The sequence below is a fragment of the Clostridium sp. 29_15 genome (genome assembly GCF_001916075.1).
Classification (GTDB): Bacteria; Bacillota; Clostridia; order Clostridiales; family Clostridiaceae; genus Clostridium; species Clostridium lentum.
Genome location: NZ_MNRT01000041.1, coordinates 84,551 through 99,457, shown reverse-complemented (window position 1 = coordinate 99,457; position 14,907 = coordinate 84,551). Strand labels below are relative to the sequence as shown.

General features: G+C 27.9%; 14 protein-coding genes. 13 read left to right on the top strand and 1 reads right to left on the bottom strand.

Annotated features, from left to right (window positions below; genetic code table 11):
- Positions 1 to 9: 9 nt before the first annotated feature.
- The 13 genes from BHW04_RS10580 to holA all read left to right on the top strand — a co-directional run bounded on the left by BHW04_RS10580 (position 10) and on the right by holA (position 14,343).
- A complete protein-coding gene (locus BHW04_RS10580) occupies positions 10 to 573 on the top strand; it encodes an ANTAR domain-containing response regulator (RefSeq protein ID WP_022212528.1) in 564 nt (187 codons plus the stop codon).
- A 171-nt stretch (positions 574 to 744) separates the two neighbouring features.
- Entirely contained in the window at positions 745 to 1,698 is a 954-nt protein-coding gene (locus BHW04_RS10575) for a DUF4003 family protein (RefSeq protein ID WP_302630925.1), read from the top strand.
- 10 nt (positions 1,699 to 1,708) lie between these two features.
- Positions 1,709 to 2,755, top strand: a complete 1,047-nt coding sequence (locus tag BHW04_RS10570) for a DNA polymerase IV (protein ID WP_302630924.1) — start codon at positions 1,709 to 1,711, stop codon at positions 2,753 to 2,755.
- A gap of 155 nt (positions 2,756 to 2,910) precedes the next feature.
- On the top strand, positions 2,911 to 5,199 hold the full coding sequence (locus BHW04_RS10565; protein WP_022212525.1) for an AAA family ATPase: 2,289 nt from the start codon (positions 2,911 to 2,913) through the stop codon (positions 5,197 to 5,199).
- A 177-nt stretch (positions 5,200 to 5,376) separates the two neighbouring features.
- Positions 5,377 to 5,712, top strand: a complete 336-nt coding sequence (gene spoIIAA, locus BHW04_RS10560; protein WP_302630923.1) for an anti-sigma F factor antagonist — start codon at positions 5,377 to 5,379, stop codon at positions 5,710 to 5,712.
- A gap of 14 nt (positions 5,713 to 5,726) precedes the next feature.
- A complete protein-coding gene (gene spoIIAB / locus BHW04_RS10555) occupies positions 5,727 to 6,149 on the top strand; it encodes an anti-sigma F factor (protein WP_022212523.1) in 423 nt (140 codons plus the stop codon).
- A gap of 19 nt (positions 6,150 to 6,168) precedes the next feature.
- Entirely contained in the window at positions 6,169 to 6,924 is a 756-nt protein-coding gene (sigF, locus tag BHW04_RS10550; protein WP_022212522.1) for an RNA polymerase sporulation sigma factor SigF, read from the top strand.
- Between the two features lie 184 nt (positions 6,925 to 7,108).
- On the top strand, positions 7,109 to 7,582 hold the full coding sequence (spoVAC, locus tag BHW04_RS10545) for a stage V sporulation protein AC (protein ID WP_302630939.1): 474 nt from the start codon (positions 7,109 to 7,111) through the stop codon (positions 7,580 to 7,582).
- Positions 7,583 to 7,600: 18 nt separating this feature from the next.
- Entirely contained in the window at positions 7,601 to 8,620 is a 1,020-nt protein-coding gene (gene spoVAD, locus BHW04_RS10540) for a stage V sporulation protein AD (protein WP_022212520.1), read from the top strand.
- A 24-nt stretch (positions 8,621 to 8,644) separates the two neighbouring features.
- Positions 8,645 to 9,001, top strand: a complete 357-nt coding sequence (gene spoVAE, locus BHW04_RS10535; RefSeq protein WP_022212519.1) for a stage V sporulation protein AE — start codon at positions 8,645 to 8,647, stop codon at positions 8,999 to 9,001.
- 92 nt (positions 9,002 to 9,093) lie between these two features.
- Positions 9,094 to 11,577, top strand: a complete 2,484-nt coding sequence (locus BHW04_RS10530) for a P-type ATPase (RefSeq protein ID WP_302699581.1) — start codon at positions 9,094 to 9,096, stop codon at positions 11,575 to 11,577.
- 18 nt (positions 11,578 to 11,595) lie between these two features.
- Positions 11,596 to 13,296: a ComEC/Rec2 family competence protein gene (locus BHW04_RS10525; RefSeq protein WP_302630941.1), complete on the top strand. Its 1,701-nt coding sequence runs from the start codon at positions 11,596 to 11,598 to the stop codon at positions 13,294 to 13,296.
- Between the two features lie 15 nt (positions 13,297 to 13,311).
- Entirely contained in the window at positions 13,312 to 14,343 is a 1,032-nt protein-coding gene (gene holA, locus BHW04_RS10520; RefSeq protein ID WP_186834873.1) for a DNA polymerase III subunit delta, read from the top strand.
- A 118-nt stretch (positions 14,344 to 14,461) separates the two neighbouring features.
- On the opposite strand, the gene rpsT is transcribed toward holA, so the two are convergent.
- Positions 14,462 to 14,725, bottom strand: a complete 264-nt coding sequence (gene rpsT, locus BHW04_RS10515; RefSeq protein ID WP_022167175.1) for a 30S ribosomal protein S20 — start codon at positions 14,723 to 14,725, stop codon at positions 14,462 to 14,464.
- Positions 14,726 to 14,907: the final 182 nt, after the last annotated feature.

The window sequence follows — 14,907 nt, the reverse complement described above, 5'->3', positions numbered from 1 at the left end:
GGGTATGAAATGAATGATCAAAGGGGAGTAATTGTGGCACTTCAGAATCTAGATACAGCAGAAAAAATTGGCTCACTGATAATTGAAGCAGGATACAGAGTTTTAGCTACATGCAACTCAGGGCATGATCTAATCAGAAAATGTATAGCTTTGGACCCTGAAATTGTAATTATTGGCTATAAGCTAAATGATATGACAATTTTGGATGTATATAATACATTAGCTGATAATTGTAGTTTTTTGGCAATAGTAAATGAGACATATAGATCATTTGTACAGGAACAAACAGATATATTTTGTATAACCAATCCTATTTCTAAGGGAATTTTAATAAGTTCTTTAGATTTAATATGCCAAAGTAATAAGAAAGTGTCTAAATTGAGAGAAAAAGTAAATAAATTAGAAACCACCATGGAAGAACGAAAAATAATTGAAAGAGCTAAGGGAATTTTAATGGAGCGTGAAAATTTAACGGAAAGGGAAGCCTTTAGGATTATCCAAAAAAATAGTATGGATACAGGTAGTAAGATGATTGATGTTGCAAGCAATATTATCATTCAGTACTCTTTATAAATAAATTCAAATATTTTTTAATTAAGGGTTCCTACAGGAGCCCTTAATTCTTAAATTTTTTTAAGAATTAAATTTTAATGAACTGTTGCAATTTTGTCACAAAAGCATAGTATAATTATAGTGAAATTATTTATAACTAAGTTATATAAATTAACGGGGAGAGATAAAGGGATGGAAAAATTTCTTGTTGATAGGATAGATAGAACTGTAGATAATTACAGATTAGCTAAAGAGTATTTAAAAAATGATGGTGATATATTAAATCACTTTGCATCACTGGTTTTTTCTCATTATGAAAGAGAGATACCAATAGATAGAATAAAGGAAATTAGGAAAGAAATTAAAGCTGTTACACCAAGAATGTCACCCTTTAGAGGAGATATATTATATATAATATCATTGTTGATTGCGACAACAGATAAGGATATGCAACAAGAAATAATAGAAAATATGTTTAGTGCTATGGAAAAACTTGAGGAAAATGGTTTTAGACCATGTAGCCATTTAGTGCTGACAGCATATGTTATAGGAAGATATGGCAATCCAAGGAAACAAGATGATATAGTGTACAAGCTAAAGGAATCATATATTTTATTAAAAGAAAAGTATAATAATATTACTAATGAAGATGATTATTTATTATGTGCACTATGGAGTATTAATAATATAGAAGTGGAAGTAGTAAATGATTTTATAGAAAATGTTTATGATCATGTGGCTGATTATAATATAAGAACTAAAAATGGTGTTCAAGGGCTATCAAATGCCATGATTTTAAATGGATCATCAGGTCACATGTATAGAAATATGGAATTTTTGTTACAATTACAAAAGAGAGATATAAAGATAGCCAATCAATTTTTACCTTTAGTAGGAGTGTTGTCTAACACAAATCCTAGAAGAACTGTAGATTTAGTTGAAGGTGTCATAGAAGACTTATGTGATAAGGAAGCTGAATATGAATTTTATTTAGATAAGGGCTTTAGAACAATAATTGCAGTAGTAATAGTATCTTTTTGTACTATAAGTGATAAGAGAAGATATATAGATGAACTTTTAGCCCATGGAGTAATATCTTTTATTAATAGTAAGAATAAGGGTATATTTGAAGAAGCTTTAAGTTAAGGTGGTAATAATGCATAGAATAATTTTACATGTAGATATGGATGCTTTTTTTGCTTCTGTGGAGCAGTTAGATAATCCACAGCTTAGAGGTAAGCCGGTAATAGTAGGAGGAGTAAGTGAACGGGGAGTTGTTTCAACATGTTCATATGAAGCAAGAAAGTTTGGTGTAAAATCTGCAATGCCAGTCTTTATGGCCCAGAGGTTATGTCCAAAGGGACATTTTGTTAGGGTAAGATATCATAGATATAAAGAAATATCCAATAAGATATTTGCTATTTTTAGAGAGGTGACACAGCTTGTGGAGCCTCTTTCTATTGATGAGGCATATTTAGATGTGACTAATAGCAGATTTTTAAGTGGTATGGAAGCTGCAATATATATTAAGAGTAGAGTTTTAAAGGAAATTGGTTTAACATTATCCATAGGAATATCTTATAATAAATTTTTAGCAAAATTAGCATCAGACTGGAATAAGCCTAATGGTATAAAAGTCATAGATAAGGATATGATACCAAAAATATTATTACCACTATCTATTTCTAAAATACATGGACTAGGAAAAAAATCGGTACAAAGATTAAACAATATGGGTATATATATTATTAAGGATTTATATCCATTAAATAAGGAGTTCTTTTTAGAATATTTAGGAAAGAGTGGTTTAGATATTTATGAGAGAATAAGAGGAATTGATAAGAGGATTGTGGAAGTTAATAGAGATAGAAAATCCTATGGAAGAGAAACCACATTGAAGTTTGATACTGATGAAATAGAGGAGCTAGAACCTTATATTCAGGAATTTTGTAAGGAGCTTGCGGCAACATTGGTAAGGCAGAATATCTATATAAAGACAATAACAGTAAAATATAAGACCATTGTTTTTGAGAATCATACAAGAAGCAGGACTTTAAATACATACACTAATAATTATCAGATTATTTATAAAACAGCCATGGATATTTTACATGAAGAGAAATTGGAAAACCGCATCCGCTTAATAGGAGTTACATTATCAAGTATTAGGGAAGAAGATGTACAGCAATTAACACTATTTTAATAATAAGTTTATTTACTAAAAGAAAAATAAAAAAATAAACCTCCGCTTATAAAATAATTTACTAAAAAAAAAATTTGAGAATATTAATATAGTATAGAGCTATGTAAGGAGGGACTGCTTTAGAAAAGCTTAAGGCTTTTCAAGTGGAATAGTATATGAAAAGAGAGTTAACTCCAAATGAAATTAAATTTGATATATCAATAGATAAAAATATAGAAAAGTCAAATAATGTATCAGAATATGAAGAGGCTTTTGCTAAGATAAAGAGAGCATTAAAGATTACAAAGGAAGGATACAATTTATATTTAGTAGATTCATTTTCAAAAAAGAAGCTTAAAGAGTTAATTAATTTCATTGAAGATGAATATAAGGAGTTAGAGCCACCTAAAGACATATGTTATGTAACCTTGGAAGACGAAAATAAGCCTGAAGCTATTTTTGTTGCTAATGGAAAAGGAAAAAAACTAAAGGAGACAGTTAGTAATATAAAAAAGTCGTATTTAGATGTAATAGATGACTTTTATAGCGATTCAACTAATGATGAAAAAGATTTTTTGGTGGAAGAAGTGGAAAATAAGAGGAATGATTATCTTAATGAACTGATTAAGATGGCTAAAGATGAGGGATTTGAAGTGAAAGCCACCAGTAAAGGGTTTGCTTTTTTACCTTTAAATAATGAAGAAGAAACCATGACAGAAAAGGAATATGATAATTTAGAAGATAATCACAAGGATATAATTGTAAGCAAAGCTGGAAATCTAAAAAAGAGAGCAGAAACTATTTTAGAAGAACTACGAGATATTGAGTTAAAATCTATTAGGCGTTTAAAAAAACTTTATACAAAGTTCTTATCAAATAAGATGGAAGAGCTTAAAGATGATGCTTTGCTTGAATTTATTACTGATGATGATTCTTATGAGTATCTTGAAAGGTTATTTACATGCATTGAAGAAGATATAGTTGAGTGCTATACCATGAGTATTGAAGATGACGAAAATGAAATATATAGAATTTTAAATAAATATGATGTGAAAGTAATTGTGGATAATAGTAACAATTTTGTACCACCTGTGATTTATGAGGAAGATCCTAATTTAAATAATCTTATAGGAACTGTAGAATATGAAAATCATAATGGAATGTATGTAACCAATATATCATTAATAAGTGCAGGAGCAGTTCTAAAAGCTAATGAAGGTTGTCTTATTCTAAGACTAAATTCTTTAATAATGAATTCTCTTAGTTATTATTATCTCAAAAAGATACTGTTATCAAATAAAGTAACTATAGATTCAAATAAGAATCTTGTGGAATTCATAAATATAAATGGTTTAAAGCCAAAGCCTATTCCAATAAAAGTTAAAGTTATATTGATAGGCGATTATGATTCATATGATATATTGTATAATTCAGATGAAGATTTTAGAAAATTATTTCCTCTAAGAACGGAAATTCCAGATATAGTTGAAATAACTGAAGGATCAATTAATACATTAAAAGATAGAATAAATCAGAAGGTGAAACAAGAAGAAATCTTGAAAATTAATGAAGATGCAGTTAGTGAGATAATAAAGTATTTATGTAGAAAGGCTAGTAGCAGAGAGAATATTTTAATAGAAGATTATACTCTAGATAAGCTTTTGCAACTTACAGATATATATGTAAAAGAAAAAGGTGATTATGTTATTACCAAGGAAGATGTAATGAAGATTGCTTACGAAGAAGAATTTATTGAAAAAGAATTTATTAAGATGTATAAGAAGGGGAAAATACTTATAACCTTAACTGGTGAAAAAGTTGGTTCAGTTAATGGACTTGCTGTATTGGATACCGGTTACTATTCTTTTGGTAGACCAATTCGGATAACTTGTGTGGCATATAGGGGTACTGGTCGTATTGTAGATATACAAAAGGAAAGTAATTTAAGTGGCAAAATTCATGAAAAATCCATCAGCATACTTCGTGGATTATTAAGCAGTTTATTAAATGCTTATGAGAGCATTCCAGTTGATTTTCACGTAAGCTTTGAACAGACTTATGGCATAGTGGATGGAGATAGTGCATCAATAGCAGAAATAATTACTTTATTATCAGCATTATCTAAATATAAGGTAAAGCAAAATATAGCTGTAACAGGATCTGTAAATCAATTTGGAGAAGTACAGGCTATTGGAGGCGTTAGCGAAAAGATAGAGGGATTCTATAAGGTGTGTAAAATAATGGATACTATAGAAAATAAGGGAGTTTTAATTCCTGCTTCCAATAGAGATGAACTTATTATCTTGCCAGAAGTTGAAGAAGCTATAATTAATAATAAATTCCACATATACACAATGGAAAATTTAAATGATGCAATAGAAGTTTTAATGCTTGATGAAGGACAAACTTTAGAAATGTTTTATGAAGATATAAAGAAGGAACTTAAAAAGTATAGTGCTAAATAAAATAAGGATAGAACCTATATGGAAACTAATTATGATAGTTTTATTATAAGGTTCTATTTTTATTTTTTATTTTTTATTTACATTGACTACAAAACAGAAAATATGTTAAATTAAACTTATGGTAAAAAAAGTAAATAAAAGAAGGGGAGGATACTCTATTTGTTAGAGCAGTACAATATGGATATAAAATTTTCAAATGTAGACGGATTTTTAATTATTGAGCTAATTGGAGAACTGGATCATCATAGTGCGGAAGAGGTAAGGGTTAAGATAGATGATAGAATTGATAGAGATAATATTAAGAAAGTTATATTAAATTTCAGAAATGTAACCTTTATGGATAGTTCTGGAATTGGTGTAGTTATAGGAAGATATAGAAAGCTGAAAAATAAAGCTGGACATATATCAGTGGTAGAAATAAATAAAAGAGTCGATAAAGTTTTTGCTTTATCTGGATTATATAAGATCATTAAACCGTATAAAAATGTCCAGGAAGCTATGGAAAGTATGTAATGGAGGGAAATATAATGTTAGATAATAAGATAAGTATAGAATTTCAAAGTTTATCACAAAATGAAGGTTTTGCCAGAGTTGCTATATCTGCATTTATAGCACAACTTGATCCAACTATAGATGAAATGGCAGATGTGAAGACAGCAGTATCAGAAGCTGTTACAAATTCTATAATTCATGGTTATGAAAATAAAAAAGATGGAATAATACGAATAGAAGCTTGTATTTCTGGAAATAATGTAATTATAAAGGTAATAGACTATGGTAAAGGTATAATTGATGTTGAAAAGGTAATGGAACCATTATATACATCAAGGCCAGATTTAGAAAGGTCAGGTATGGGATTTACAGTGATGGATACTTTTATGGATACTTTACAAGTTACTAGTGAAGAAGGAAAAGGAACAACAGTTATTATGTCAAAAAAATTTAATTAAAATGGTTAGGGAAGGTATTATGAATAGTAAAGGTTTAAAAAATGAATATAGTTATTCAAGTAATTCGGAACTATTACCACTTGCGAAAGCAGGTGATATAGAAGCTATGAATAAATTAATAGAAATAAATCTTCCGTTGGTATCATCAATAAGCAAAAAGTTTATTAATAGAGGATACGATTATGAAGATATATTTCAAATAGGATCCATAGGATTGGTAAAAGCAATAAAGAATTTTGATGTAAAATTTAATGTTAAGTTTTCCACATATGCAGTCCCTATGATTATGGGGGAAATAAAAAGATTTTTAAGAGATGATGGAATAATTAAAGTTAGCAGAAATGTCAAAAACATTGCAAGAAAAATACATTTTGATAGGGAAGCGTTGTCTAAAGAGTTAAATCGTGAGCCTACGATTGAAGAATTATCACAGTATTCAGGGTTTAATAAAGAAGATATAGTACTTGCTATGGAATCTTCAGCAAATCTTCAGTATCTATATGATACTATTCATCAAGATGATGGATCACCAGTGTTGTTAATAGACAAGATAAGTGAAGTTAATATTGAAGACAATAGTGTGGTAGATAGAATTGCTTTAAAAGATGTACTTCAAAACTTAGATAGCAAATCAAGACAAATTATTATGCTTCGCTATTTTAAAGATAAGACGCAGGTGCAAGTGGCTAAGATGCTTGGAATAAGTCAGGTTCAAGTATCGAGAATCGAAAAGAAAGTGCTCTTGGAAATGAGGAAACAATTAGAAGAATTATAGTAAACGAAAGAAGGATAAAAATGAATACGATTTATTAATGAGCAGTTATAACAATTTTAATGTTGTAGCTGTTTTTTTATTAGGATAACATTTAAAAAATAATAATTAGTAAGAGAAATTTATAAGTGATATATATAATTTAATAATTGGGAATACTAAATTCAAATTAGTAAGGAGGGTAAATATGAGCAGAGTTTCTAAAAAAGAGGAAGCTATTAAAGCTAAATATGATAAGCTAAGTCAAGAGGCCAAGCCAAAACCAAAATACATAAAGAATGTTATAATGGCTTTTCTTGTTGGTGGAACTATATGTACCATTGGGCAAGGAATATTTGAATTGTTAAAGGCTTTTGGTATTTCTGAATATGATGTAAAGATATGGCTTCCAATAATAATGGTTTTTTTAGGGGCATTATTAACTGGGATTGGTGTATATGATAAAATTGCTAATTTTGCAGGGGCAGGAACGGTAGTACCTATAACAGGATTTGCTAATGCTGTGGTATCACCAGCTATTGAATTTAAAAAAGAAGGGTTTGTTTTTGGTGTAGCAGCAAAGATGTTTACCATAGCAGGACCAGTACTTGTATATGGTATTGGCTCATCTGTAATCATAGGTATAATTTATTATTTGCTACTTTATTATTCAATACTATAAGAGAAGGGAGTCTATGGAATGGAGAATGATTTGAAAAAAATAGGTAATCAGACCATTAAATTAAATAGTAATCCTAAAATTATTTCAACTTATTCAATAGTAGGGCCTAAAGAAGGGCAGGGACCATTAGGTGAATATTTTCATGAAGTCATAAGTGATGATACTTTAGGTAAAGATAGTTTTGAAAAAGCAGAGTCAGAAATGATGTATACAGCTATAAAGGGGGCAATTAATAATGCAAATATAAAAGAAGAGGATATTGATTATTTATTTGCAGGAGACTTATTAAATCAAATAACTTCATCAGGATATGCTGCTAGAGATTTAAATATACCTTTTTTTGGACTTTATGGAGCATGTTCAACTATGTCAGAATCTTTGAGTATGGCAGCTTTATTCATAGATGGAAGTTTTGCTAAGTATGTAGTAGCTAGCACTTCATCTCATTTTAGTTCAGCTGAGAGACAGTTTAGATTTCCATTAGAATATGGCTCTCAAAGGGCACCAACAGCTCAATGGACTGTAACAGGCTCAGGCGCTATGGTGCTTTCTAAAGAAGGAGATTTTCCTATGGTTACATACATAACAACAGGTATAGTAAAGGATTATGGTGAAAAAGATGCTAATAATATGGGGGCGGCTATGGCTCCAGCAGCTGTGGATACATTATATAATCACTTTAAAGATACAGGTAGAACTCCAGATTATTACGATATAATAGCTACTGGTGATTTAGGGAAGATAGGGAAAAAGATGACTTTAGAGATGTTAAAGGAATATGGCTATGATTTATCAAAAAATTATGTTGATTGTGGAGATATAATTTTTGATAATGAAACTCAAAATACTTGCTCAGGTGGAAGTGGATGTGGATGTTCAGCTGTAGTAATGTGTGGATATTTTTATAAGCGGCTTATGAAAAAAGAAATAAAGAAGTTACTTTTAATTTCAACTGGAGCGCTTATGAGTCCTACTAGTACTTTACAAGGTGAAAGCATTCCAGGGATAGCTCATGCAGTAGCCATTGAATATGAATAATATTTTTGAAGGGGAATGTAAAAAATGGAATATGTTAGTGCGTTTATAGTAGGTGGATTAATTTGTGTTGCTGGACAAATATTGATGGATACAACTAAGCTAACTCCAGCTAGAATCCTAGTTATATTTGTTACAGTAGGTGCTGTACTTGGAGCCTTTGGCATATATGATAAATTAGTAGATATAGGAGGGGCAGGAGCAACAATACCTCTTCCAAGCTTTGGTAACAGTCTAGCTAAAGCTGCAATACAAGCAGTACAGGAAGATGGATTGTTAGGTGCTTTTACTGGTGGTATTAAAGGTGCTGCTGGTGGAATAACGGCAGCGATATTTTTTGGTTATCTAATGGCATGTTTATTTAATCCTAAGACAAAAGAATAGTTTGATAAAAAAATTAATATACTTTAAAAAAATATTAAAACCGTTTATAATTACTTTTATAAACGGTTATTATTTTAAAAGGAGTGTAACATTTGAAAGAATATTATCAGAAAAGCTGGACAAGAGTTGTAGAGCTTTTAGGCAGTAATGTATATAAGGGGTTAATGGAGTATGATTGTATCGTAAGAAGAGAACAATATGGAGACAATAAAGTAATTATTCCTAATAGAAAAAGTATAGGACGTTCATTATTAGAGAAATTATTTAGTTTAAGTAGTTTTATATATTTATTTGTAATTATATTGTTTATAGTGAGTAAACAATACATATTTTTATTAATAGAATTAATAGCATTTTCATTAAGTATAATACATACTTGGTGGTATAGTTTAAAGAATAAAAAAAATATTGAAATGCTAGGTAATCTTAATACTAGTGATGTAACAGTTTTAAGAGAAGGTGTTGAAAGAATAGTTTCAGCAGAAGACCTAGTTATAGGAGATATAGTTTTATTTAAGGAAAACTCTTTTATTTCAGCAGATTTACGAATAATATCAGCAGAAAATTTAAAAGTTAATGAAAGAAATATAACAGGTGATAAGGTATTAAAAGATAAATATGAAGCTATGCTTGATAATAATGTTGCTTCATTAAGTGATATAAGTAACATACTATTTAGAGGAAGTATTATAAAATCTGGAAGTGGAACTGGTATAGTTATAGCTACAGGAATGAATACACATTTAGGAAAATTATTATCAGCTTTAGATAGATATGATTTAAAGAAAAATTTAGGTTTTAAAGAAATAGACGGAATTATAAGTAAAATAAATATTATAGGAATATTAATTTCTGTTATATTGTTTTTTGTGGTTCCAGGGAAGGTATATATTAAAAAAGAGATTTTATTAGATTGTTTATTTATATCAACAGCATTTATATATCCACTTATCTATTATATATATGATAAAATTATATCTAAAGAATTAGAAAAAGATAATATTTATGTAAATAATATTTTTACGTTAAAAGATAGTGATATAGTTAAGGTGATTTTTGTTGAAAAGTTTGGTTCTATAACAGAAGATACAGCTGAAGTTGAAAAAATATTTTACAATGAAACTTCTTTTTTAGCAAAAGATTTAGATAAAGGAAATAGTGATTTGTTAAGAATGATTGGTATTTGTTGTACAACAAGCAATATTTATCATGAAACAAAAGATGAAGAGGATATTTTTGGAGAGGCGTATATAAGATTTTGTGAAAAATATGATTTTGATAAAGATAAAATTGCTAGGGAAAATAGATTTAAATTTAGAACAGAAGTTAATTCAACAAATAGTATAAAAACTACTGTAACTAAAAATTCTAGAGGATTTAGAGCTACATCTAGAGGTAGTCTTGATAAAATACTTTCTAAATGTACAAATATATTAATTAATGGTGTAGAATACCCATTAACAGAAGAAGAAATAAATAAGATAAAGCTTGCTGATTTATGTTTTTCAAGGGAAGGACTAATTACTGAAGCAATGGCTTATAGAAGATTTAACTATGAACCATCAAAAGAAGAAAATATAGAAAGTAATATGGTTCTTGTAGGATTATTTGGACTTAAAAATTCTATAGTTGAAGATGTTAAAGAAGATATAGAAAGTCTTTTTGATGATGGAATATTACCATTATTATTTTGTGAAGACAATAAGATAAGTGCAGAAATATTAGGAAGAAATATAGGTCTTATATCATCATCTAAGGAAGTTACTTCTGGTGTGGAGTTAAGCCATATGTCTGAAGAAGAATTTTATAAAACAGTATCAAAAGCAAGAATATTTTGTAGACTTAAGCCTGATCAGAAGTTGAAGATTGTAAATGCTTTTTATAACGATGGGTTTAAGGTTGCTGTGGAAGGTGAAACCTTAGGAGATTTATCATTGATATCTATGTCAAATATAGGCATAGGAAAAGCAAAAGCATCCAAAATATTAAAGCATATATGTGATATATATACTGAAAAAAGTTCTATTAAAGCATTATTACACCTTAAGAGAAAGGATAAGGAAGTAAGAAAGTCAATTGAATATGCTAATAGTATATATATGCAATTTATTTTATCTCAAATATTTATGATGTATGCTTATTATTTTATTGACGATAAGATATTATTTAAAAATAGTAGCATTATTTCTTTAAATTTATTACTAATACCAATGGTTCTATTAGCTTTAAATAATTTATCAATAAATAATATAGAAAATAAACATAGTTTGTTAAATGCAGTTATATATAATGTAGTGACAATAGTAGCTATATTAGCAATGAAAGAAAATATTGAAATTGTGGTATTTTTAATAATGTGTATAAATTTTCTTACTTATTTGTATAGAAATCAATTTAAAAATATATATGAATATAAAAATATTATATATACAGCTTTATATATAATTATTGTAATAATAGGAACAATATTTCTTTATAAGAAGGACGTATTAATAAATATATTTACAATAAGTATTATATTAATATCCTTTTTAGTATACGTAACAATGATTTGGTTTTCGAAAAAATGGCAATAATTTAATTGAGGTGTTGTCATGAGTAAAGAAAGTGGTGTTTATTATAATAATCCGTTATTATACATATTTATAGTGTTTATATTGGCATCATTTACATATGAAATTTATTATTATAATAAGCTGGCAGCAATTCTCATTGCAGCTAGCTTGTTTTTTTTAATAACTTTTAATACTGAAAGATATCTTAAAATATTTTTACTGATAATTCTTATAATTGCACTTATGAATAATGTTTTTTATTATAATTATACCCCAAAAGCTAACGAAGAAATTAGAGTAGTTTCACTAAAATATAATAGGGGAATTGGAGAGATAAAGGGGAGAAAAGTAAATATATCTATAGAAGCTTCAGAAGAAATTGTAGGTAGTAAAATTTACGCAAAAGGAAATTTTAATAGAAATCTTAATATTTCTAAAGGTATAATAGGGGATTTTACAATAATTAAATATGAGAAGAGAAAAAAGGATCTAACTTTATATTTGTACGACTTAAGAAAGGATTTATATGATAAAATTCAAAGTAAATTAGGGGCAAGGAAAGCAGGAATAATTTCCTCAGTGGCTTATGGATATGATGATAATATTGAGAGCTATGATAGAGAAAAGATGAAGTATTATGGAATATCCCATGCCATATGTGTTTCGGGATTGCATATTACAATGGTATATTCTATTGTACTGTTATTTGGATCTAATTTATTAGGAATGATTGTTTCTTTTTTTTATATGTTATTTTCAGGTACTAAGGAAGCAGCTATAAGGGCATATATAATGATTGTTATATCTAACTTAGCTTTAAAGCTTAAACGTCAGTATAATATGATGGCTGCCTTATCATTAGCTGGAATAGTGATATTAATAGTTAAACCTTATTGTTTGTTTAGTATTGGATTTATATTGTCTTTTGTAAACATTATTGGAATTAATTTTTTTAATAAGAAGATTAATAGGGTGTTTTATAAGATTCCTTCTAAAATACGGCAAGTAGTTGCTATAACTCTATCAACACAAATTTTTATTTTACCAATAACAATGATGTATTTTAATGAATTTTGTGCTAATTCAATCATAGGAAATCTACTAATTATACCTTTTATTAACATCATAATAGTATTAGGTAATTTACTAATATTATTTTTAAAGATTCCAATGGTTTTTAATTATATTTTATTTGTTAGTAAATATATTATAATTTTAATGGATAATATTATGAATTTTTTTGATAAAATCACAATTGATATATTTTATATATATTATGGAGCTGCTTATTTTTATATTGCCATGCTCATAACATATTATTTTTATAAAAAGGGATATAAGCGATTTATATATTACCCAATTATAGTATTTATCTATGTGTCTATTATAGTTTATAGTCCTATAGTTAATATTAAGTATTATAATGAAGGAGCAATAGTAATAAGTTTTAAGGGGAAAAGGACATTTATTCAATATAATGAAGATGCGAATAATGATAAGTTAGAAAAGATAACCCTATCTAAAGAAAGGTTAGATAATAGTTTTAAAAAGTTTTTAATAAAAGATGGGGTTTATATAAAGCCAAGTGGAGAAAATTATATAATAAAGACAGAGAAAGAACAGTGTCTACTTAAAGTTAATTATGATAAAATAAATTATAATTATGAAATAATTGATTTTACAAAAGGTGACATTAAAGATGTATGGATAGTAAAGGATATTATAATATCAAGAAGATAGGAGTGTAATAATTTATTGATTAATATAGATGGTTTTGAAAGCGAGTTAAAAAAGGGTGACATAGGATCGGGATATGTTTTTTGTGGTTTAGATGAAGAACTTATAAAAGAAAATATTAATATTCTTGTAAAGAAGTTAGTACCTGATGAATTTATGACTTTAAATTATGAAAGACTAGATGGATTAACTACTACTTTTAATGATATAGAAAATGCATGTGAAACTATGCCTTTTTTTGGTGAGAAAAAAGCAATTGTTGTATATAGAGCTAACTTTTTAAAGGATAAAACTGATAAAGAGGGAGCAAAATTATATTCAGAAATTTCTGAGTATGTAAAAAATCTTCCACCTTATGCAGTGCTAATAATGTATTATTTATTTAATGATAAAAGAGATACTCCTAAAAAAAATAAAAAGTTAGGAACTCTTGATAAATATATTAAGGTAGTTCATTGTGATAAACTAAAGAAGGATAAATATTATAAAAAAATAGAAGATATATTTAAGGAAAATGGAAAAAATATAGGCAAAATACAAGTAAGATATTTTGGGGAAAAGGTACAAAATAATTTTGATATAATAAAAAGCGAAATAGATAAATTATGTGCCTATACATATGGTAGGGAAATTGAAAAAGAAGATATAGATAAGCTTATTGCCAATAAAAGTGAAGATGATATTTTTGATCTAGTAGAGTACATTTCTAATAAGAAGGTTGATAGGGCTTTAGATTTGCTAGATGATTTATTATTTAAGGCAGATCAACATATTCTTATAATAACTACCATTGAAAATCATTTTAAAAGGTTATATGAAATTAAAATTTATATGAGCAAAGGAAAGAGAGTAGATTATTTTATGAGCAAGTATAGGTTACCACAATTTGTTTGTGAAAAGCTTATGAATCAAGCTAATAAATTTTCACTGAAGCAATTAGGTCAATTTATTAGAATATGTGTTGATACAGAAAATAAGTTAAAGTCATCCACAGGAGATAAATCTACAGAAATGGAGCTTATGCTATTTAAGACTTTCTTGGCTAAGTAAGATATAGAGAAAAAGTGTTTTATAATGAATACTACATAAAAAATCACCTTTTTTATATAAAGGTGATTTTTTATGTAAATAAATAGTCGGTGATTAAAAACCACCGACTCCTTATTGATTACGCCATAGCGTTTAATTTCGCAGCTAATCTTGACTTCTTTCTAGCAGCCATGTTCTTGTGAACAACACCTTTTTGAGCAGCCATGTCTAAAGACTTAGATGCTTTAACGAATGAAGTTTTAGCTTCTTCAGCGTTGTTAGCAGTTACTGCAGCTTCAAAGTTCTTTATAGCAGTTTTTAAAGCTGATTTTATCATTCTGTTTTGAGCAGTTTTAGTTTCAGTAACTTTAATTCTCTTCTTTGCTGATTTTATGTTTGCCATTCAATTCACCCCCTTAAATTTTTATAGGGCCTCTTGCAGTTTTTGGGGAAATCTGCGTACGAGTTCATTTTCAACAAATCATATTATATCATTGAAAGTTTAGAAGTTCAAGTATGAAATTAAAAGTAATTTGGGAAAATAATTTTGTAGTTGTGAAAAAAGGTAAAAATAGGAGGGAAAAT

Bases quoted from the DNA above. Each gene is read 5' to 3' on its own strand.
- BHW04_RS10525 (WP_302630941.1), top strand. From the start codon at position 11,596: ATGAGTAAAGAAAGTGGTGTTTATTATAATAATCCGTTATTATACATA.
- spoIIAA (WP_302630923.1), top strand. From the start codon at position 5,377: ATGGATATAAAATTTTCAAATGTAGACGGATTTTTAATTATTGAGCTA.
- BHW04_RS10570 (WP_302630924.1), top strand. From the start codon at position 1,709: ATGCATAGAATAATTTTACATGTAGATATGGATGCTTTTTTTGCTTCT.
- BHW04_RS10575 (WP_302630925.1), top strand. From the start codon at position 745: ATGGAAAAATTTCTTGTTGATAGGATAGATAGAACTGTAGATAATTAC.
- BHW04_RS10580 (WP_022212528.1), top strand. From the start codon at position 10: ATGAATGATCAAAGGGGAGTAATTGTGGCACTTCAGAATCTAGATACA.
- spoVAE (WP_022212519.1), top strand. From the start codon at position 8,645: ATGGAATATGTTAGTGCGTTTATAGTAGGTGGATTAATTTGTGTTGCT.
- BHW04_RS10565 (WP_022212525.1), top strand. From the start codon at position 2,911: ATGAAAAGAGAGTTAACTCCAAATGAAATTAAATTTGATATATCAATA.
- spoVAD (WP_022212520.1), top strand. From the start codon at position 7,601: ATGGAGAATGATTTGAAAAAAATAGGTAATCAGACCATTAAATTAAAT.
- rpsT (WP_022167175.1), bottom strand. From the start codon at position 14,725: ATGGCAAACATAAAATCAGCAAAGAAGAGAATTAAAGTTACTGAAACT.
- spoVAC (WP_302630939.1), top strand. From the start codon at position 7,109: ATGAGCAGAGTTTCTAAAAAAGAGGAAGCTATTAAAGCTAAATATGAT.
- sigF (WP_022212522.1), top strand. From the start codon at position 6,169: ATGAATAGTAAAGGTTTAAAAAATGAATATAGTTATTCAAGTAATTCG.
- spoIIAB (WP_022212523.1), top strand. From the start codon at position 5,727: ATGTTAGATAATAAGATAAGTATAGAATTTCAAAGTTTATCACAAAAT.